The sequence below is a fragment of the Dyadobacter arcticus genome, from assembly GCF_011762185.1.
GTDB lineage: Bacteria > Bacteroidota > Bacteroidia > Cytophagales > Spirosomataceae > Dyadobacter > Dyadobacter arcticus.
Genome location: NZ_JAASQJ010000002.1, coordinates 469,703 through 489,077, shown reverse-complemented (window position 1 = coordinate 489,077; position 19,375 = coordinate 469,703). Strand labels below are relative to the sequence as shown.

Here is a 19,375-nt window from a genome sequence, read left to right as displayed (position 1 = left end):
ATGGAAGTAATATTAAGGCTTTCTCAATTAAGAACCATCCCTGGAACGCTTATTGTAACCACTTTTTCACATCAACACAAAAAACCAAAAAATGAAAAAGATCACACATTTCGCATTCGCAGCTTTTACCGTTTTCAGCCTGAGCTATTGTTCGAGTTCTACTGAAACGGCGGGGGATAAGGATACCCTTGGCACCGAAAGTTCCATGGAAGCGACGCAGGAAATGGCAGAGGATACAGCCGAAGCGAAGGGAGACGATCCCAAGCTGGTTTATGACCTTGTCGAAAGCATGTATGGTGGTATTGCGGTGATGAAGCAGGGTGAGGAAAAAGCCACGTCACCCGCAGTAAAGGCCCTGGCTATCAAGTTGGTGAAGGAGCATACCAAGCTGACGGACGATCTGAAAGCTCTTGCGACTAAAAAGAACTGGACGCTGCCTCGGGGTGAATCAACCGATGACAAAGAAAAGCGCGATGATCTGGCGGAAAAAACCGGTAACGATTACGAGAAAGCCTGGCTCGAAGCATTGGCCGACCGTCATGAAACCAACGCCAAAAAACTCGAAGACGCAAAACCCGAAGATGCTGACTTGAAAATGGCCGGCGAAAAAGGCCTTCCAAAGATCAAAGAGCTCTTAGGGAACATTGAAGCGGTGCAGAAAGAGATTAAGTAAGGGACGACAATTTTGCGACAAAGCCAGACGATCTTTATTGATTATCTGGCTTTGTCATAATATTGCCGAAATTTCCATCTTGCCAGGTAATTATGAAAAAGCCAATTGCTGACCAGGGAGTTATAACAAGAATCTTATCAAGTGCATTGCTGGCTTTCTATATCGCCTTACTAGTGTGGTTGGTGCTGTTCAAATTAAAATTCAATATTCCAGCCCTATTTCAAGATGAACAGAGAAGCCTAAACTTGATTCCATTTGCTGCTCCTGCCATTGTAAACGGGCGAATTAGTTATGGAGAAATGATTATGAATTGCGTAATCTTCATACCGTTTGGCTTGTTGATGAGCGCCAATTTTAAAAGGATATCATTTTTACCAAAATTGGCTTTCATATTTGCATTCAGCTTTATCGTTGAATTACTGCAATACATATTCGCCATCGGAGCCACCGATATAACCGATTTAGTCACAAATACTTTGGGCGGATTTATCGGACTTCAATTGTATGATTTGAGCAATAAGTATGTTTCGGACAAAAAAATAGACCGCGCAATTATTGCTATTGGAGTGCTCATGCTCGCCACGTTCATCTTTATGCACTTTGGTCATTTTATTATGCCATAACAAGAAGGATGTTAGTCACAAGAAATCCAGGCGATCAATCAAGATCACCTGGATTTGTTAATAATCTCACTGGAATAGAACATTTTCGTTTCGTGGCGGACTCATTCACACATTCTTTTTCATCGCCTCAACCCTCTGGAAGAAAAACACCAGTTCTTTGAACGACGTGAAAATGTCGGCGGCGCGGAGGTTGTGGCCCAGCTCACGTTGCGCTACCATGTAGCCGGTGTAAATGTCCCATAGGTCATTAACCCAGCTGGCAGCATTACTCTGGCTGAGCAACTCTGAAACTTCCCGGCCGTAAGCCAGGTGCCTTGCATCCGGAAATTCGTTGGAATTTGATTGTGTTTGCATTTTTGTTACATTTTTTAGGATAAAAAATTAAACTGGGGTGCCCTGTTTTAGGTGTCCTAGCAGATGTAACACCGCTCGGGGAGCTTTCGCCGACCCCCACCATAACAGGGCATTTCTTGCAAGATTCTTCATATGTTACATTTGATTAGGAGCTTGAAGATTCAGAAGAAATTTGGAGAAATGCAAATTGGGGGAGGGGGAGATTTTTGGACTTTGCCAGCTCATGTAACAGCGCAAAACAATGCCTGACCACATGACCACTCTTGACAAAAACCGCAAAACCCATTCACCTTTTCACCCTTAACCTTTCAACAACGTGCTTGAATTCGGTCTGGAGACCTTCTGACGCGGCGTCGTAGTCGGGAGACTACGACGAACTGGGCATTCGAACCGTCTCGGTTAGCGCGAATCAATATCTGACTACGCCTGAATAACAATAACCAAAATGCGCCTAACACAACCCCGAACCACTTCCGAACAATTTTGAACCCCACCGAACAATTTCGAGCCCCACCGAACAACCAAGGAATTCCTCCCAAAACCAGTACCTTGTGTGGCAGAATAAACTCAATGTATCTCATAAGCAGTTAAGTCATGAAAACCGTCGAAATCTTCGAAGGACCCAGGGCCCAAACTTATGACCAGTCGATCCGGATCTGGTGTCCGGAATATGATTCTATTCAGGGACTTTTACCTTCTTTGCTCGGTTATCATCTTGGGACTTCCGAGACAAAAAATGTATTGGTTGTAGGCAGTGGCACCGGCGCTGAAATGGTCAATTTGCTTCAATTTACCCAAGCCTGGAAGATAACCGGTGTGGATCCGTCGCCGGAAATGGTGGCGCAGGCATCAGAAAAACTAAAATCCTTTCCTGAAAATCAATGCAAGCTTATAACAGGAACTGTCGATGATTTGCCATTGGAAGAAAACTGGGATGCTGCACTTTCAATTTTGGTATTTCATTTTCTGCCGGATGACGGATCAAAATTACATTTGCTCAAAAGCATTGCGCAGCGATTAAAAAAAGGCGCTCTGCTCGTATTTGTAGACATTTTTGGTGCCGGGGAATCATTTATTTACAACCTATCATTACTAAAAGCACTTTTGTTGAGCAAAGGATTTGAATCTCAACTTGTTGAAGGCGGGATTGAGCACATTAAAAAATCGTTATTTCCGATTTCACAGGAAAGACTTGCTGAACTAATTAAGGAAGCTGGCTTTGGCAAACTTCATATATTTATGCAATCTCTGATTTTCGGTGGCTGGATCGCGACCAAACTGGACTAAATGCAAACCAAATGAGCGAAACTAAATTCAACATTGCGGTATTGATCGACGGCGACAATGCGCAGGCCAAGTTCATGAAGGAAATGCTGGAAGAGGTTTCCAAATATGGAAAAGCGACCGTCAGAAGGATTTATGGCGACTGGACGAGTTCTCACATGAATAGCTGGAAAGAAACGGTCAATAACCATTCGATCAGCCCGATCCAGAAATTTTCTTATACTACCGGAAAAAACTCGACGGACAGTTCGCTCATTATCGACGCCATGGACATTCTGCATAGCAAAAGCGTCGATGGGTTTTGCATTGTTTCCAGTGACAGCGACTACACCGGTTTGGCGAAGAGGATCAGGGAAGAAGGGCTTTTTGTAATGGGTATTGGAAGAAAAACCACCCCACTCGCATTTGTCAATTCATGCGAGATCTTCACTTTCAGCGAGAACCTGATTGCAGAACTGGATGTGGTAGTCGAAGAACCGGAGATCAAAAAGGTTGACGTAACACCACAGGAGAAAATTCAAAAAGAGGTTAAAAAACCTGACATTAAAACAAAATTCCCAAAAATTGACATAACCGTCATTGATAAGGCATTTGAAATATCCACCAACGAAGAAGAGGAAGCGCTAATCTCCAAAGTCGGCTCCTCACTCCGAAAAATTGACCCCAGCTTCGATTCCCGCACCTATGGGTTTAAGACTTTGACCCAGCTTCTTAAAAGTCTTTCAAAATACAAAATCGTCAATAATGAGGTTAACGGGCTGAATCATCCGCTAATCAAGCTGAAACCCAAACGCGAACCCGAGCGAGATCGCAATCGTGATCCTGAACCCAAGGCTTAAGCCTTGCCCCAGGGGTCACCGACTAAGCACCGGATTGAAATCCGGCGCTGTAAAATCGGTCGCTGCTCTGCAGCTTGTCTTGCCAGTGCCAGCGCACGACACATCTCCTAACCCGGGGTTTCAACCCAGGGGACACCCGACTAAGCACCGGATTGAAATCCGGCGCCGTAAAATCGGTCGCTGCTCTGCAGCTTGTCTTGCCAGTGCCAGCGGCACGACACATCTCCTAACCCTGGGTTTCAACCCAGGGGCGCTCCCAACAAATCGCCGGATTGAAATCCGGCGCCGTAAAATCGGTCGCTACTCGGCAGCTTGTCTTGCCAGTGCCAGCGGCATAAAAAAAATCGCCAAAAAATTTGCGTAAGTAAATGCTTACATATATTATTACGTAAGCATTTACTTACACAATGTCTATCGAAGCAAGAAGAGATGTTTTTCAGGCCATAGCAGATCCAACAAGGCGGCAGATTATTAATCTGATTGCCCATAAGTCGATGAACCTCAATGCGATTGCGGACAATTTCCAGATCAGCAGGCCTGCTATTTCACAACACATAAAAATTCTGACAGAGTGCGGAATGGTGGTTGTCCGTCAGGAGGGACGGGAAAGGTTCTGCGAGGCGAAGCTGGACGGTCTGAGTGAAGTCTCCAATTGGGTGGATCAATACAAACAATTCTGGAATGAGAAACTCGATTCCCTTGGAAGCTATCTTGTTAAAATTCAAGCAAACAATCCATTAAATGAAGAATCAAACACAAACCAATCAAACAATCAATAACATGAGCGAGCAAACAGAAAAAAAAGAAGGATTGAAAATAGTAAGAGAGTTCAAAGCGCCTAAAACACTTGTATTTGATGCTTTTGCATCACCTGAGGCGTTCAGCGAATGGTGGGGACCGGCAGGCAGTAACCTTTCAATTGAAACATTTAATTTCAAAACAGGCGGAAAGACGCATTATAAAATGGAGGGAAACGGCCACGTGATGTGGGGATTATTCCAATACAAAAACATCCAGCGCGCTGACTTACTAGAATTCGTCAACTCATTCGCTGACGCAGAAGGAAACATCACTACTTCTCCATTCCCAATGGATTTTCCTTTGGAGATTCTCAATAAAATTACATTGGAAGAAAATGAGGGAGTGACGACCTTAACAATTCAGGGATACCCGCTTAATGCCACGCCCGCGCAGGAAGAAACCTACTTTTCGATCATGGAAAACATGCGTGAAGGTTTTGGCGGGACATTTGATCAGCTAGAAGCTTACTTGTCAAAACAATGACAATTTACTACATGGCCAGGCGGCTATTTGACAAAATTTCAAGGATGGTTTACTGAATTGGAATAGCTATGCTGCCTGGCGTGATTTACCACAGCTTGTGAATACTATCAGGGATTTACTTTTTAATAAAATTTTATAATCATAAAAAAAATCAAGACTCGTTTAAATCGATAACAAGAATAATTGTTACTTTTGAGATCAATAAATTGTTACTTAAAATAACAATTCTCTCAAACGCCAACATGAAACCGCAGGCTGTAAAAAATGATATCGTCCAAAAACTGCAAAAAGAAATTCTTTCTTTGCAGGGCTTTCGGGCGCCGTCAGATGGTCAGCGCGCCCGGTTTGGTTTAGGCGCGATAGATGCAGCATTCCCTGAATCTACTTTTCCGACGGGCGCTGTTCATGAATTTTTTAGTACCGCTCGTGAAGATGCTGCTGCCACGGCCGGTTTTATGGCTGGTTTGCTTGGTAAGGTCATGCATCAGAAAGGTATATGTTTGTGGATCAGCACGAATAGGACCGTATTTCCTCCTGCACTAAAATTCTTTGGGGTTGAGCCTGACCGCGTCATCTTTATAGATATTAAGAAGGAAAAGGATTTGCTTTGGGCAATAGAAGAAGCTTTGAAATGTGATGCGCTTGCCGCAGTGGTGGGCGAATTGAAAGAAATTACACTCACAGAATCCAGGCGGCTGCAATTAGCAGTGGAACACAGTCGGGTTACCGGATTTCTGCACCGCTACAACCCCCGGAATGCCAATACCCTGGCTTGCGTTTCCCGCTGGAAAATTACACCCATTCCCAGTCAATTGGAACCTTGTATGCCCGGTGTCGGACATCCTCGCTGGAATGTGCAGTTAGTGAAAGTCCGTAATGGCGAACCGGGAGAATGGCAGCTGGAATGGTCGGATGGGGAGTTTAAGCATTTAGGAAAAGAAGTTGTGGTTATGCAGGACAAGGATTTGCGTCAGACCGGTTAACCCTGCCACTTATCATATAAATTCGGATGCAAAATTGATAAATTCGTATTTTGAAACATCCTATACTCTCTAACAGATCCTAAGATGAAATCACCTTCACCTAAACTGATTTTTGCATTCTTCCTACTGCTTACAAGTTCATCCATTAGGGGCCAATCACCAGTTCCGGCCGCTAAGATTGACTCGATTTTTGCCGAATGGAATAAACCCGGTGTGCCGGGGGCAGCGGTTGGAGTTGTTCATGGAGGTAAGCTTATCTATGCCAAAGGATTTGGAGAAGCTGATCTGGAAACGGGTGCCAAAATCGGGCCTGAAACCATCTTTCATGTGGCATCTGTATCCAAACAATTTACGGATTATGCCATAGTAATGCTGGCTGAACAAGGTAAGCTGTCCCTGGATGACGATATCCGCAAATACATTCCAGAAATTTATGATTTTGGAAAAACTATTACAATTCGCAACCTGGCAAACCATACCAGCGGACTGCGTGATCAATGGAATTTGCTTGCCATGGCGGGCTGGCAACTGGACGATGTGATTACCAAACAACATGTTTTCAACATCATTACTCGTCAAAGAGAGCTCAATTTTGAGCCTGGTTCGGCTTATGCTTATTGCAATACCGGCTATACGATTTTGGCTGAGATTGTTAGCCGGATCACCAAACAACCATTTGATTATTGGATGGAGCGTAATGTTTTCAAACCGCTTGGGATGAAAAACACCCTCTTTTACGACAATCAGGAAAAAATAGTCAAAGGCCGCGCTTATTCTTTTCATAGAACGCCCGGCACGTTTGGGCCAACTATGTTTAGTAAAAGCATTCTCAGTTATGGCAATGTGGGAGCAACAAGTTTGTTCACAACAGTCAATGATCTGGCGCTATGGATTGATAATTTCCGATCGCCGCAAGTGGGTACCAAGGCGACCATGAAGCAAATGCTTGAAAAAGGGCGACTTACCAAAGGCGACACATTGCCGTATGCGCTTGGATTGGCACACGGAAAATATAAAGGACTCGATTTTTACGGTCACGGCGGGGCCGATGCCGGTTTCAGGTCTAACATCGCTTATTTTCCAAAAGAGGATTATGGTTTCATTGTGCTGAGCAATCAGGCAGAGTTCGATCCAGGGAAAAAGAGCTTTGAAATGGCTGATCTCTACCTTTCTAAATATATCAAAGAACAAAAGCCTGTTACAAAACCTGCAAATGCATCTTCGGGCGAATTCAAATTCGATTCAACTCATTTCAAAAATTATGTCGGATCGTACTCATTAACCGAAGCCCCGGGTTTTGTGATGACTTTCAAGAAGGAAGGCGATAAATTTATGACCCAGGCTACAGGCCAGCCGTGGTTTGAAGTTTTTCCGTCATCGGATTCCACGTTTTTCTTAAAAGTGGTTGAAGCATCGGTTATTTTTCACAAGCCGAAAGAGGGAAAGGTTACCCGGATCACATTGTTGCAAAACGGCGAACATCCTGCAACAAGAGTAGAGTCTCAGCCAGACACTTCTACCCCAAAAGAGCAGTTAGTAGGTTCCTATTACAGTCCTGAATTGGAAACGCTTTACACCATTGCATTAAAAGATGACACGCTCAAACTACGTCACGTTCATCACGGAGAAGTCAATTTAATAGTGACCGGAAAGGATAAATTGCAGGCGCCCTGGTGGTTTGTTCAAACTATCGACATGCTGAGAGACGCTTCAGGCCATGTAAACGGACTAAAAATGACCAACGGACGCGTAATGAATTTGCGGTTTAAAAAACTGGCCGATGATTTTGCAGCGGGTGCATTATCGGCTACGGTTAAATGATGTTTTTCCTGGACGGCTTACACAAAATTCTTTGCCTAGAAATTCCTTAATAAATTTTTTTGGAGTCGTTGCCAGATAATGTTGGAAGTCCTTGATCAGATGACTCTGGTCGTAGTAACCGAACTGATCCACTACCGAAAGCCAGTCAACTTCTTTTTCCTGCTTTTGAATAAAGTCGATCACCTGCTTGAAACGTAAAAATCTGGACAGTTCCTTGGTTGAAAAGCCAAGGTATTTTTTGAAACGCATTTGGATAGTCCGTTCTGATACGTTGGTTTCTATGGCGATCGCTTTTGAAGGTTCAGCAAATGAGCCATCCAGCTGGTTTATTCCATCCAGCAGCTGCGCGGTCTGTTCATCGGCATCTTGAAAGTATATATTTCCGTATTCCATAAGAAGGTCGATCCGGTCTTCGAGCGTTTGCATTGCGTTCAGAAATTCCCATAACTCATGAAAGCCGCTAATGTTCAGCAGTTTATCCGGATCTTGTACCGTATCATCCTGAATTTCTTCAAGAGGTATTTGAAAAAGTCTGTAAAACCCATGCGGGTTGAAAACAACTGCGACTAAGTCGGTGCCTGGTAGAACTTCATAATTCATCATTTTCCTGAGCGGCCCGATAACCCCCAACCTTTCTATGGTAAGCTGTCCATATTCCTGATCTGCGAAAGACAGCCTTAATATTGGGCCAAAATTGAAAATCAACATCATTTCAAGGCTAGGGGACAAATGTTGGTTGACTGTCTTAAAATCCCTGGTAGTTTGAATGCAATAGAAATGCTTGATCACTTCGCCGAGTGTTTCGGATATTTCAATGTGTCTCCCAATTGGCTCCATGAAAACCTGTGCTTTCGTTTACTTACAATTTTATTTTAACCGCTGGCCATACTTTTGATTATAGATTAATCAACCATTAAAATAATCATCATCATGTCAGACTCAAAATCACCTAAAATTCTGATTACAGGCGCTACCGGCAATATCGGAAAAGAGTTAATCAAATACCTTTCTGCAAAGAAAATTCCTTTTAAAGCGATGGTCCGTTCGCTGGATAACACTGCGGAAATTAAAGCGGTACCATTTGCGGAGGTTGTAAAAGGTGATTTCGATGACAAAGTTTCTCTAGTCAATGCGCTTTCTGGCATCGAACATGCATTTCTTTTAACCAGTTCTTCTGCAAAGGCCGGGGAGCAGCAAATGAGATTTGTGGACGAAGCTGTAAAATCAGGCGTAAGACATATCGTAAAATTGTCGCAATGGGCTGCTGATGAGAATTCGACCGTTCGTTTTTTGAGATATCATGCAATTGTTGAAAACCATATCCGGGAATCCGGTATTCATTTTACATTCCTCCGCCCTAACCTTTTTATGCAGGGTTTATTGGGTTTCCGCGATTCAATTCGCTTTCACGGACAATTTTTTGGAGCAATTGGGGACGCGAAAATTAGTCTGGTTGATACGCGGGACATTGCCGCTGCGGCAGGAGAATCGCTGATCGATCCAAAGCACGAAAATAAAACTTATGATCTTACCGGGCCCGAGGCATTGTCACATCACGAACTTGCCGAGAAATTATCTGGTGCCATTGGCAATGAAATTCAATTTGTAGATATTCCTTCAGATGCGCTTCGTGAAATGCTGCTCCAAGTAGGTTTTCCGCAATGGCAAGCCGATGGACTGGTTGAAGATTATGCGCATTATAAGAGAGGGGAGGCTGCGGTCGTAACTTCTGGCGTTTTGGACGCCACGGGTTTTGCACCACGCAGCTTCGACAATTTTGCACAGGATCATGCGCAGTTATTTTTTCCTCCTGTTCTCAAATCCCGTTCTCCTCAATAGACACCCCCTTCCCTTAATTGGGGATTAAAGCACAGAGAAGAAGTTATCGGGAAGTAGCTTGATTGGATAAAGAGTAAATCCGGTCATTTTTCATCTTGAATAATATACCTTTTTCCAAATCATATGGCGACTGAATTCCAGACTCCCCAAGACCGTGAATATGTTGATACCCTTGTCAATGCTGCCCGCAAAGAGGCTGCAGCATTTTTTAACCTCAAACATACAGCCGAGCGCGCCGATGGCGTCATTCCGGTTAAGTACCGTGAATTGATGTCTGTTGCTGTTGCCCTCACAACCCAATGTTCATATTGCATTGAATCGCACATCAAAAAAGCTGCTCAGGCAGGCGCAACCCAAGAAGAGATAGCAGAAACCGTTTTCATTGCAGCAGCAATCCGCGCTGGTGGCGCAGTTGGAAACGGTTTGATGGCAATGCGGATGTTTGAGGAGGAAAGTAAGGTAAGTGGGGAAGATACGAGTGGGATTGTATATTGATCCTAAATCACAGCATCAACCATCCAGATATGCCCAAACGGGTCTTTCACTTCCCCTTGCCGGTATCCATAATCATAATCTTGCGCAGGTGAAAGCAGCTCGGCCCCTGCAGCGATGGCGCTAGCCATGACCGCATCCACATCCGGAACAAATATCCCAATGGTAACAGTAGTTCCCTGATACCGCGCGGGACTAAACGATGCAGAATTATGTGTTTCTTCATGCAGGTGAAAAATAGCACCTTCAATCGAAAGTTCGGAAACGTGTATGCTGCCATCCTCATTGGAAAACCGCCTGAGCTCCACAGCCGCAAAGGCATTTATGTAGAAGTCGACATTGGTTACTCCGTTTGGGATCCAGAGTTGTGGGGCGAAGGTTGGGTTTTTTGACATAAGGCTATGTGAATTTAATTGATGAATTCTTTTTGGTAACTATTTTTCTGGAGGCAGTAAGTCAGAGGATCTAAAAAATGAAGTAAGCGGGAATCGTCGCTGATGGATATTTCGCGTTCACAGTCTCTCCTCAATGGATTCAGTCATGAATCTGCCTTTTAAAAAACTCCCAAGATTCCTCAAACATATCGAAGTCAGTCGAAAACTCATGCTTACCATTAATGACTTTAATCAGTGTCACTTCGGGTTTACCTTTTGTGTGATAGGTGTATTTTTCGACGGTAATGTTGTTGGTTTTGTCACCGTCTGGCATCGTTGACTTGACCGGGGCGCCGGTATAACCATCGAGATTTGCCCAGTATTGGAAGGATTGATCTGTTGCGCGTACATTGCCAAGCGTTACACCTGATGTTTTGACTTCGCCGCCATTATAAGGATTGGTTGCATCTGCTGTTCCATTGGTGATCATCACTGGCAGTGGCACATTCATCGGTGTGCAGTCCATATTTTCCTCCGTAGGCAAATTCGCCACAATAGCGGAAATGGCTTTAATTTTTCCCGGCATTGTCAGTGCCAATTTGTAAGACATATGCCCTCCACCCGAGAACCCAGTTGCAAAAACATGGGCTTTATTGATCTTATACTTATCAGAAAAGTAATCGATCATAGCCGAGAAAAATGCTTCCTCATTCAAATTTTCAGTATTAGCCACCGCCGTGGATGCCTTGCGGCATTCATTCCAGTAATGTTTAAACCCAGCTGGATATACTAGCACAAGGTTTTCAGTCTCAGCCCTGGCTTGCAACTTTGCTGCTCGTGGTGCAAATCCCATCGGTTCACCACCAGAGCCGTGCATGACGAAAACAAGACTTGCGCCTGGTTTGATTTTGACGGATTTGTCGTAAACGAACACGCGGTAATGGTTATCGATTAATAGCGAATCGGCTACGAGCTGCGCCTTTGCAGAAAAGATCGAGCAAAAAAACAGCACTGGAAGAATATGCTTAAACATCTGAAATGGGATTAGTAATGTCGCAAGTTATATTTTAGCTGTTAAATCCAGCTGACTCGTCACTAAAACTTTTGTGCGGTAAAAAGCAACCTGAGCGAAGCATTAATGCAAAACCTTTCTGAATGTCAGGTTAATCCTCGCATTCATCGGTGCAGATGATTTGGCAATCCTGTGTTCCCAATACTTCTGTAAATCGCCTTTCATTAAAAGCAGTGAGCCGTTTTGCAATTCCAGAGAATATTGCTGCCGATGATTTTCCTTATTCCTGAAATCAAAGTTTCTGGCCTGCCCGAAGCTGATTGATGCGATTTCTGTTTGGAGACCGATGATGGTGTCCTTGTCGCTATGCCAGGCAACGGAATCATTGCCATCGCGGTAGTAATTGAGCAACACGCCATTGAAAATCATTCCTGTGTGATCTTCTACTTTTGTTTTAATTTGCCACAATTCATCTGTCCAAATTACCGGTCGTCTTTTATCATCTTTACGTATTGGCTGGTCTCCAAACCATGCAGATAACCTGGGAGTGATGACCTCTTTTTCATACATCATCACTTTGGTTTGCTGCCAGGGAACGGTTCCCAGAAACTTGGTTAAATAATGTTCACTTTCCTTTTCGTTAAAAAAGGCAGGTATATATTCCATGAGATGTTCGGGAAGCAACAAATGCTCCTGATCATCAAACAACTTGAACTGCTCCATTATACTTCCTTTATTTTTTTCTGATCCGTTTAGGTTCATTTTCTTTTGCTAACTTTTTAATGTTATCGGCAACAGGCAAATTTTCTGGCATCGTTCCCCCAAGCTCCTGAATGGTCTGACGCACTTTCTGGCCTACCTCGAAATGCGTTTTGTGAGCTTTTTGCTTTCCAGTAATATTTTCTCTTTTCAGTTTATCATCGGTTTGAGTAGTACGGAATAGGTTAGCGGCTAACTCAGAGCTGCCCATATGATCCAAAATATGTTGGCTTTTTTTGAGTTCCTTCCTTTCATGAATCTGTTTGGCATCAAGGCCGCCGTACAATCCCATATATCCGTGGTTTTGGAAAACAGCGTAATCGATGGGTTCTACAACACCTGCAATACGGGCAGAGTCGGCCAGAAGTAAATTGTGCCTGGTAACTTCTCCCCGCAAAAAGATACGCTTTTCATTTTCGTCCGGGAGGTCTTTGTATTCCTTCATTTGCCTGATCTCCTGCAGGCGAGTTTGGACAGCAAAATAGGTTTGACCCAGTGCAACCACTTCTTTTGATGGATCTGCATTTTGAACGATGAGGTAGCAGGCATAACGTGAAAGCTTAAAATTATCACTTTTCCGTTTTGCTCCTTTTCCTAGTTCGATCATTTCGTGCATTTCCCCGAAATGATCAGAAATGCTCTGTTCGCTGTTTTTGCATGCTTCTTTTGCTCTTTCGATGACTGCTTTGAAATAGCGGTACTCTGTATAATCTAGCACTTTTGCCAGATCACGGGCGCTCCAATACTCGTTTCCTTCATCATCTGTCTTTCTGATTTTTTCAAAAAGTGAGGGGCTCTGATTCGTATTCATGGTCAATCATTTAGGTGTGTTAAATAGATTTTTTTGTCGTAACAAAGTAAAATAAATCCTTGTACTTATCCAAACAATTTGATATTATTGTGATCAAATATCAGATATTTAAAATATCAATATTATTATATTCTATTGAATATCAATTATTTAAAAAAAATATTATCTTAACAATGCCCCAGCGTTTCGCCACCATATGGTTTCGACATTTAATCACAGATTGGACTGTGATTGAGCGGCCTGATCTTAAAGGTGAGCAGTTTGTATTGGCTGCGCCCGAGCGTGGACGATTGGTGGTGAAGGCATCCAGTTCACTGGCTTTGGCCAATAGTATTGAGGTAGGAATGTTGGTAGCGGATGCAAAGGCATTATTTCCTTCACTAGAAGTAATTGATGATAAGCCGGGCAAGGCAGATGAGCTGCTGGAAGCACTGGCGGAATGGTGTATACGTTACACTCCTTTTGCCGCAGTGAACCTGCCCGACTGCTTGATTTTGGATATTACAGGCTGCGCATATTTATGGGGTGGGGAACGGGCCTATCTGAAAGAAATAGTTGTAAAGCTCAAAAATATAGGATATGATGTCAGTGTGGCAATCGCTGATACTATTGGCGCGTCCTGGGCAGTTTCACATTATGGACAACGGAAGCGAATTATAGACGTAAATGGTCAGGAAAATGCGCTTTTAACATTGCCTCCTGCTGCACTGCGCCTTGATGATATTGTTTTAGAGCGGATGCAAAAGCTGGGATTTTACCAGATCAGGAATTTTATAAATATGCCGCGTTCAGTGCTGCGCAGGCGATTTGGTCAGCAGCTTCTGGATCGGATCGATCAGGCTTTGGGGAATGCGATTGAGATCATTCAGCCGGTTCAGCCAATTGTGCCTTATCAGGAAAGATTACCATGCTTGGAGCCAATTGTGACGGCAACGGGCATTCAGATTGCATTAAGAAGGCTTCTGAAAATGCTTTGCGGTCGTTTAGCGAAAGAAGGTAAGGGGTTAAGGTCTGCTATTTTTAAGGGACATCGGGTCGATGGAAAAATGGAACAAATTGACATCGTAACCAATAGTGGGTCTCACCATGTGGAGCATTTGTTCAGACTTTTTGAATTGAAAATCTCTACCATTGAACCCGACCTGGGTATAGAGCTATTCCTGCTTGAGGCGCCGGTTGTGGAAGATGTTGACCCTGTTCAGGAAACGCTTTGGAATCTGTCGGGAAGTGCCGATGATGTAAGTCTAATGGAATTGCTTGACAGGCTGGCAGGAAGGGCAGGAATGCAGTCGATCCAGCGCTATTTACCGGATGAACACCATTGGCCCGAACGATCGATAAAAGTCGCAGCGTCTTTGACGGAAAAACCAGAAACCAATTGGCGTACAGACCGACCAAGACCTGTCCATTTGTTGCTTGATCCGCTGCCTATCCAGGCTACTTCTCCGGTACCCGATTATCCGCCTATGCTTTTTCGGTACAAAGGCGAAGTGCATACGATTAAAAGAGCAGATGGTCCAGAAAGGATTGAAAGGGAGTGGTGGCTGGAACAAGGGCTGCACCGGGATTATTATTGTGTTGAGGATCAATTCGGTGCCCGATACTGGATTTTCAGGCTTGGACATTACGATGAGAATAATTCGAAATGGTTCATACACGGTTTTTTTTCTTGACAGCCTTGGTAAGTCTTAAAGACTTGCCAAGGCTAACAACCAGCGAATACGATGAAATATACCGAACTACAAGTAACGACAAATTTCAGCTTTCTGCGCGGCGGATCGCATCCGGAAGAACTGGTACAACAGGCTTTGAAATATGGCTATAAAAAAATTGCAATCACCGACCGGAATACACTCGCGGGAATTGTTCGTGGTTATGCGGCAGCGAAAGGAAAAGAAATTGAAATTATCCCAGCTTGCCGATTAGATTTGCTGGATGGGCCCAGTCTGTTGGCATATCCAACGACCCAACAAGCCTATTCACAACTTTCGGCATTGTTGACCGAAGGCAACCTTCGCACAGAAAAAGGGAAGTGTGACTTGTATAAAGCGGATGTTTACCGTCATGCAAAAGGGATGAAACTAATTGTGGTGCCACCTGCTGCATTGAATAAACATTTTGATTTTGAACAGGAATTTAAGAATGCACTAAAAGAATATAAATGGGCTTTTGGGAAGGACATTTACATCGCTGCTGCCCGCTCATATCAGGGAGATGATACCAAAAGATTGTACCGGATTTCGCAACTGGCTGAACAGTTGGGTGTTCCAATGGTTGCGACCAATGATGTGTATTATCATCATCCGGCTCGGCGGGAATTGCAGGATATCCTGACCTGTATCCGCGAAAAATGTACCATTACCAATGCAGGTTTTCGACTCTATCAGAACGGGGAACGGTACCTGAAAGAGAATGAGGAAATGCTTAGGCTTTTTCGGAATTATCCGGATGCCGTACATCGCACACTGGAAATTGCCGACGCCTGCCAGTTTTCCTTGAAAGAATTGAAATACGTTTATCCTGAGGAAATTACAAGTGGAAACCGCCCACCGTTAATAGAACTTGAAGAGTTAACATGGAAAGGAGCGTTGGAGATATTTGGAGCATGTATTCCCAAAAAGATCGAAGATGCGATCAATTATGAAATGAAGTTTGTAGAGGAAATGGACTATGCACCCTATTTTCTTACAGTATATGATATTGTTCGTTTCGCGCGAGAGCAAAGGATTCTTTGCCAGGGCAGGGGATCTGCGGCTAACTCTACGATTTGTTATTGTTTGGGGATAACTTCTGTCAATCCGATAGAGATAGACTTACTTTTTGAACGCTTTATTTCTTCAGCACGCAATGAGCCGCCGGATATTGATGTCGATTTTGAGCATGAGCGGAGGGAAGAGGTGATCCAATATATTTATCAAAAATATGGCAGGGACCGGGCTGGTATCGTTGCGACTGTAACCCAGCAACACCAGAGAGGGTCTATCCGGGATGTGGCAAAAGCCATGGGAATGTCTGCTGATGCCATTAGCAGGCTTTCTAATTCCATTTGGGAATTTACGGATGAATGGTTTGAGGGAAAGCGGGTTGCTGAGGAGGGTTTTAATCCTAATGACCCGCATCTTATCAAAATCCTGGATTTGACCAAACAATTTATGGGTTTCCCAAGACAGCTTGGACAGCATACCGGTGGCTTTGTAATCACGCAGGGCAAACTTTCCGATTTGTGCCCCGTACTCAATGCCCGGATGGAAAACAGGACCTGCATTGAATGGAACAAAGACGACATTGACACATTGGGTTTTTTAAAGATCGATGTACTCGCATTGGGTATGCTAACCTGCATCCGCAAAGCATTTGATTTAGCCAAAAAACATTACAACAAAGATTATACGCTGGCAAATATCCCTCCGGACGAAACTGAAGTGTATGACATGATTTGCAGGGCAGATACCATAGGTGTTTTCCAGATCGAAAGCCGTGCGCAACAGGCTATGTTACCCAGGTTGAAACCTCGCTGTTTTTATGATCTGGTGATTGAAGTTGCCATTGTGCGCCCAGGGCCAATTCAGGGGGATATGGTGCATCCTTACTTACGTAGGAGAAATAAGGAAGAGGATGTTGACTATCCGTCTCCCGCATTGGAAAAAATTTTAGGTAAAACATTGGGCGTCCCACTCTTTCAGGAACAAGCAATGAAAATTGCAATTGTAGCAGCGGGTTTTACGCCCACGGAGGCCGACGAACTGCGGCGTAGCATGGCGACTTTCAAGGTGAAAGGAATGGTTGAGAAGTTTGAGCAAAAGCTGACTGCGGGAATGACAGCAAATGGATATACCAAAGAATTTGCACAGCGCATTTTCAAACAATTGGAAGGTTTTGGCAGTTACGGTTTCCCAGAAAGTCACGCGGCCAGTTTTGCATTGCTGGTGTATGTTTCCTGTTATCTCAAATGCTATTATCCCGATGTTTTTGCCACAGCTTTATTGAATAGCATGCCGATGGGCTTTTACCAACCCGCTCAGATTATTATCGATGCCAGAAATCATCATGTCGAAGTGCGTCCGGTGGATATTAATTATTCCGATTGGGATAATCTTTTAGAGGATAGGAAAAGTGAAAAAGATTATTGTCCGATCCGGTTGGGTTTCAGGCAGGTAAAGGGTTTGCGGGAAGACGATGTACAACTTTTAGTTTCCGGCAGACAAAAACCATTTACCAACATACATACCTTACGCGATGTGGGTGTTTCGCAGAGTGCATTGGAAAAACTGGCGGATGCGGATGCATTCAGGTCTATTGGGTTGGATAGGAGGGAGGCGCTGTGGGAAGTGTCTGCTTTGAGTGACCGGCCTGTCGGATTATTTGAAGGGCAGCCTTCTGAAAGTTCAATGGAAGCTTTTGTGCAACTTCCTTTAATGACCGCCTCCGAGCATGTCGTGCAGGATTATGCTTCAACATCGTTGTCATTGAAAGCGCATCCGGTCAGTTTTGTGCGGGAGAAATTGTCATCGCTTAAAGTTTTTTCAACCAAGGAACTGGATTTAATTGGCAATGCGAGAATGGTAAAAGTGGCTGGTTTGGTATTGGTGCGCCAGCGGCCTGGGACAGCGGGAGGCGTTTGCTTTATTACCATTGAGGACGAGACAGGTTATGCCAATCTGGTGGTTTTTCAGAGTCTTTTTGAGAAATATAGAAAGGAAATCCTGCGGGCAAGGCTGTTAATGGTAGAAGGAAAACTGCAGCGAGAAGGCGATGTCACCCATGTTATTGTCCAAAAATGTTATGATTTGTCGATTTTGTTAAAGAAGCTCACTGCAACCGAAGAAGAAAATCCGGATATACTCACCCTTTCCCGCGCCGACGAAAAGGATGAGTACGTATCTCAGGCAATCAACAAAAGAGCGCAGGTAAGGAAAGACGTGCAAACGGAGATTTTTCCCACTGGAAGGAATTTCAGATGATCTTACACGAATTTTAACGGTTATCCAATATGCGTACCAACCAGTTTCTGACTTAAAAGCAACGCATCCGCGGAAGGCTGATGCAAAATACGGCTGTGCAAGCCTTTTTCGGGATTCATGTCCCATAGGCCGGAACTATGCCAGTTATCCAGGTTATCCCAGTCGGGGCGGTCGATGATGGGGTAGAGGCAAACTCCCCATAGCGGAATGTTATCACGGATAAGCTTAAATGATTCTTCACCCACCATTTTAATCCATAACGGCCTGTCGCTTCCGGGGTGGCTTGTTTCCGAAAGTACCACCGGACGCTTGTAACGCAAATAAGCTTCTTTTAAAAGACTTGATAACGATCGCCAGCGTGGGTCAGGGACCGGATCATTCCATCCCAGAAAATCAAACGTGCCCGCAACCCACTGATTATTATAGTAGTAATTGAAACCCAGTATATCCAGCAGATCTTCGCTGCCGCCAAGCTCGGGGCAAATTCGGCCACACAACATGTCAACCGATTGATATTGTAACTCATGTGCTACCAGTGCACGGTTTTTTTCATCATAATCCTCCAGATTAGCCGGAACCATGTTGACCAACGGCTCGGTTGTCATGATCCGCACATCGGGATTAACTTCTTTAAGTGCTTTAATACCAGCAATGTAGGCACGCATTAAAGCGTATTTCACGTCCCAGCCGTTGTTGCGGCAATAGGGACTGGTGCCAGCAACGTCTCCCCCTAGCCACGAAATGAAACTGACTTCATTGATAGGCGTAACGATCAATGTTTCAAATGGACTAACCCGATAGAAGAACTCCCCAAAAGCCTTGCAAAGCGCGGTAAAACGAGCTGTAAAGTGTGGGTGCAATGGGCTGAGATCGTCGGGGTAACCAAAGTGACAGATATCCCATAGCTGCTGAATGCCAGATTGTTGCCCGGAGAGGATCATTGAACGCACAGAGCTGAAATCGTAGCAGTATGGCTTGTATTCGACCATACTCCATCGGATACCTTCCCGTACTGTCGTGATGCCGATTGACTTTATACGTTCGTAATCCTGCTCAATAAGTTCAAGATGGCGGGTTACAGTTGAAAGATCGACCCGATCTCCATGTATGTTCAATTGGTCTGTGCATTCAAATCCACCCATCCAGAAGGATTTGAACGGATTCTGAATGTTGTGTGGTGGTAAAAAAGCGCTGATGTCTTTGGGTAACAAATCGGTCATGCTGAATTGCGAAATGATTTACCATGCCTTGCAGTAACAATTGTGC

The 19,375-nt window shown here is 44.2% G+C and carries 19 protein-coding genes; 12 read left to right on the top strand and 7 right to left on the bottom strand.

The window, feature by feature from the left end:
- Positions 1–91 precede the first annotated feature (91 nt).
- Together FHS68_RS09770 and FHS68_RS09765 are read left to right on the top strand one after the other, a co-directional pair.
- On the top strand, positions 92–673 hold the full coding sequence (locus FHS68_RS09770) for a DUF4142 domain-containing protein (RefSeq protein ID WP_167269532.1): 582 nt from the start codon (positions 92–94) through the stop codon (positions 671–673).
- A 122-nt stretch (positions 674–795) separates the two neighbouring features.
- Entirely contained in the window at positions 796–1,296 is a 501-nt protein-coding gene (locus tag FHS68_RS09765) for a VanZ family protein (RefSeq protein ID WP_167270881.1), read from the top strand.
- Positions 1,297–1,401: 105 nt separating this feature from the next.
- On the opposite strand, the gene FHS68_RS09760 is transcribed toward FHS68_RS09765, so the two are convergent.
- A complete protein-coding gene (locus tag FHS68_RS09760) occupies positions 1,402–1,650 on the bottom strand; it encodes a hypothetical protein (protein ID WP_167269530.1) in 249 nt (82 codons plus the stop codon).
- A gap of 594 nt (positions 1,651–2,244) precedes the next feature.
- Here FHS68_RS09760 and FHS68_RS09755 point away from each other — a divergent pair.
- The 6 genes from FHS68_RS09755 (at position 2,245) to FHS68_RS09730 (ending at position 7,861) form a co-directional block, all read left to right on the top strand.
- Positions 2,245–2,937, top strand: a complete 693-nt coding sequence (locus tag FHS68_RS09755) for a class I SAM-dependent methyltransferase (protein ID WP_167269528.1) — start codon at positions 2,245–2,247, stop codon at positions 2,935–2,937.
- Positions 2,938–2,948: 11 nt separating this feature from the next.
- Positions 2,949–3,773, top strand: coding sequence for an NYN domain-containing protein (locus tag FHS68_RS09750; RefSeq protein ID WP_167269526.1), 825 nt, complete (start codon positions 2,949–2,951; stop codon positions 3,771–3,773).
- A 407-nt stretch (positions 3,774–4,180) separates the two neighbouring features.
- Positions 4,181–4,552 (top strand): ArsR/SmtB family transcription factor, encoded by a 372-nt coding sequence (locus FHS68_RS09745; RefSeq protein WP_167269524.1) that lies wholly within the window; start codon positions 4,181–4,183, stop codon positions 4,550–4,552.
- Positions 4,515–5,057 carry an SRPBCC family protein gene (locus tag FHS68_RS09740; protein ID WP_229211835.1) on the top strand — a complete coding sequence of 181 codons (543 nt, stop codon included), beginning with the start codon at positions 4,515–4,517 and terminating at the stop codon, positions 5,055–5,057. Before FHS68_RS09745 ends, FHS68_RS09740 begins: the two co-directional genes overlap by 38 nt.
- A gap of 242 nt (positions 5,058–5,299) precedes the next feature.
- On the top strand, positions 5,300–6,040 hold the full coding sequence (locus FHS68_RS09735) for an ImuA family protein (RefSeq protein ID WP_167269522.1): 741 nt from the start codon (positions 5,300–5,302) through the stop codon (positions 6,038–6,040).
- Between the two features lie 84 nt (positions 6,041–6,124).
- A complete protein-coding gene (locus FHS68_RS09730) occupies positions 6,125–7,861 on the top strand; it encodes a serine hydrolase (RefSeq protein WP_167269520.1) in 1,737 nt (578 codons plus the stop codon).
- On the opposite strand, the gene FHS68_RS09725 is transcribed toward FHS68_RS09730, so the two are convergent.
- Positions 7,841–8,698: a helix-turn-helix domain-containing protein gene (locus FHS68_RS09725; RefSeq protein WP_167269518.1), complete on the bottom strand. Its 858-nt coding sequence runs from the start codon at positions 8,696–8,698 to the stop codon at positions 7,841–7,843. The genes FHS68_RS09730 and FHS68_RS09725 overlap by 21 nt on opposite strands.
- Before the next feature lie 93 nt (positions 8,699–8,791).
- Here FHS68_RS09725 and FHS68_RS09720 point away from each other — a divergent pair, with 93 nt between their 5' ends.
- Both FHS68_RS09720 and FHS68_RS09715 read left to right on the top strand, forming a co-directional pair.
- A complete protein-coding gene (locus FHS68_RS09720; protein ID WP_167269517.1) occupies positions 8,792–9,700 on the top strand; it encodes an SDR family oxidoreductase in 909 nt (302 codons plus the stop codon).
- Between the two features lie 123 nt (positions 9,701–9,823).
- Positions 9,824–10,195 (top strand): carboxymuconolactone decarboxylase family protein, encoded by a 372-nt coding sequence (locus FHS68_RS09715; RefSeq protein ID WP_167269515.1) that lies wholly within the window; start codon positions 9,824–9,826, stop codon positions 10,193–10,195.
- 2 nt (positions 10,196–10,197) lie between these two features.
- On the opposite strand, the gene FHS68_RS09710 is transcribed toward FHS68_RS09715, so the two are convergent.
- The 4 genes from FHS68_RS09710 to dinD all read right to left on the bottom strand — a co-directional run bounded on the left by FHS68_RS09710 (position 10,198) and on the right by dinD (position 13,148).
- On the bottom strand, positions 10,198–10,587 hold the full coding sequence (locus FHS68_RS09710) for a VOC family protein (RefSeq protein WP_167269513.1): 390 nt from the start codon (positions 10,585–10,587) through the stop codon (positions 10,198–10,200).
- A gap of 139 nt (positions 10,588–10,726) precedes the next feature.
- Complete coding sequence (locus FHS68_RS09705) at positions 10,727–11,599, bottom strand: CE1 family esterase (protein WP_167269511.1); 873 nt, start codon at positions 11,597–11,599, stop codon at positions 10,727–10,729.
- Positions 11,600–11,701: 102 nt separating this feature from the next.
- Positions 11,702–12,301 (bottom strand): alpha-ketoglutarate-dependent dioxygenase AlkB family protein, encoded by a 600-nt coding sequence (locus tag FHS68_RS09700; protein WP_167269509.1) that lies wholly within the window; start codon positions 12,299–12,301, stop codon positions 11,702–11,704.
- A 10-nt stretch (positions 12,302–12,311) separates the two neighbouring features.
- Positions 12,312–13,148 carry a DNA damage-inducible protein D gene (dinD, locus tag FHS68_RS09695; RefSeq protein ID WP_167269508.1) on the bottom strand — a complete coding sequence of 279 codons (837 nt, stop codon included), beginning with the start codon at positions 13,146–13,148 and terminating at the stop codon, positions 12,312–12,314.
- 173 nt (positions 13,149–13,321) lie between these two features.
- Here dinD and FHS68_RS09690 point away from each other — a divergent pair, with 173 nt between their 5' ends.
- Together FHS68_RS09690 and FHS68_RS09685 are read left to right on the top strand one after the other, a co-directional pair.
- Complete coding sequence (locus FHS68_RS09690) at positions 13,322–14,821, top strand: Y-family DNA polymerase (RefSeq protein ID WP_167269506.1); 1,500 nt, start codon at positions 13,322–13,324, stop codon at positions 14,819–14,821.
- Positions 14,822–14,872: 51 nt separating this feature from the next.
- Entirely contained in the window at positions 14,873–18,109 is a 3,237-nt protein-coding gene (locus FHS68_RS09685; protein WP_167269504.1) for an error-prone DNA polymerase, read from the top strand.
- Between the two features lie 20 nt (positions 18,110–18,129).
- Here FHS68_RS09685 and FHS68_RS09680 read toward each other — a convergent pair whose 3' ends face one another.
- A complete protein-coding gene (locus FHS68_RS09680; RefSeq protein WP_167269502.1) occupies positions 18,130–19,329 on the bottom strand; it encodes an amine oxidase in 1,200 nt (399 codons plus the stop codon).
- Positions 19,330–19,375 lie beyond the last annotated feature (46 nt).

Bases quoted from the DNA above. Each gene is read 5' to 3' on its own strand.
- FHS68_RS09735 (WP_167269522.1), top strand. From the start codon at position 5,300: ATGAAACCGCAGGCTGTAAAAAATGATATCGTCCAAAAACTGCAAAAA.
- FHS68_RS09680 (WP_167269502.1), bottom strand. From the start codon at position 19,329: ATGACCGATTTGTTACCCAAAGACATCAGCGCTTTTTTACCACCACAC.
- FHS68_RS09745 (WP_167269524.1), top strand. From the start codon at position 4,181: ATGTCTATCGAAGCAAGAAGAGATGTTTTTCAGGCCATAGCAGATCCA.
- FHS68_RS09685 (WP_167269504.1), top strand. From the start codon at position 14,873: ATGAAATATACCGAACTACAAGTAACGACAAATTTCAGCTTTCTGCGC.
- FHS68_RS09710 (WP_167269513.1), bottom strand. From the start codon at position 10,587: ATGTCAAAAAACCCAACCTTCGCCCCACAACTCTGGATCCCAAACGGA.
- FHS68_RS09715 (WP_167269515.1), top strand. From the start codon at position 9,824: ATGGCGACTGAATTCCAGACTCCCCAAGACCGTGAATATGTTGATACC.
- FHS68_RS09690 (WP_167269506.1), top strand. From the start codon at position 13,322: ATGCCCCAGCGTTTCGCCACCATATGGTTTCGACATTTAATCACAGAT.
- FHS68_RS09720 (WP_167269517.1), top strand. From the start codon at position 8,792: ATGTCAGACTCAAAATCACCTAAAATTCTGATTACAGGCGCTACCGGC.
- FHS68_RS09725 (WP_167269518.1), bottom strand. From the start codon at position 8,698: ATGGAGCCAATTGGGAGACACATTGAAATATCCGAAACACTCGGCGAA.
- FHS68_RS09730 (WP_167269520.1), top strand. From the start codon at position 6,125: ATGAAATCACCTTCACCTAAACTGATTTTTGCATTCTTCCTACTGCTT.
- FHS68_RS09770 (WP_167269532.1), top strand. From the start codon at position 92: ATGAAAAAGATCACACATTTCGCATTCGCAGCTTTTACCGTTTTCAGC.
- FHS68_RS09740 (WP_229211835.1), top strand. From the start codon at position 4,515: ATGAAGAATCAAACACAAACCAATCAAACAATCAATAACATGAGCGAG.
- FHS68_RS09760 (WP_167269530.1), bottom strand. From the start codon at position 1,650: ATGCAAACACAATCAAATTCCAACGAATTTCCGGATGCAAGGCACCTG.
- FHS68_RS09755 (WP_167269528.1), top strand. From the start codon at position 2,245: ATGAAAACCGTCGAAATCTTCGAAGGACCCAGGGCCCAAACTTATGAC.
- FHS68_RS09700 (WP_167269509.1), bottom strand. From the start codon at position 12,301: ATGGAGCAGTTCAAGTTGTTTGATGATCAGGAGCATTTGTTGCTTCCC.
- FHS68_RS09705 (WP_167269511.1), bottom strand. From the start codon at position 11,599: ATGTTTAAGCATATTCTTCCAGTGCTGTTTTTTTGCTCGATCTTTTCT.
- FHS68_RS09750 (WP_167269526.1), top strand. From the start codon at position 2,949: ATGAGCGAAACTAAATTCAACATTGCGGTATTGATCGACGGCGACAAT.
- dinD (WP_167269508.1), bottom strand. From the start codon at position 13,148: ATGAATACGAATCAGAGCCCCTCACTTTTTGAAAAAATCAGAAAGACA.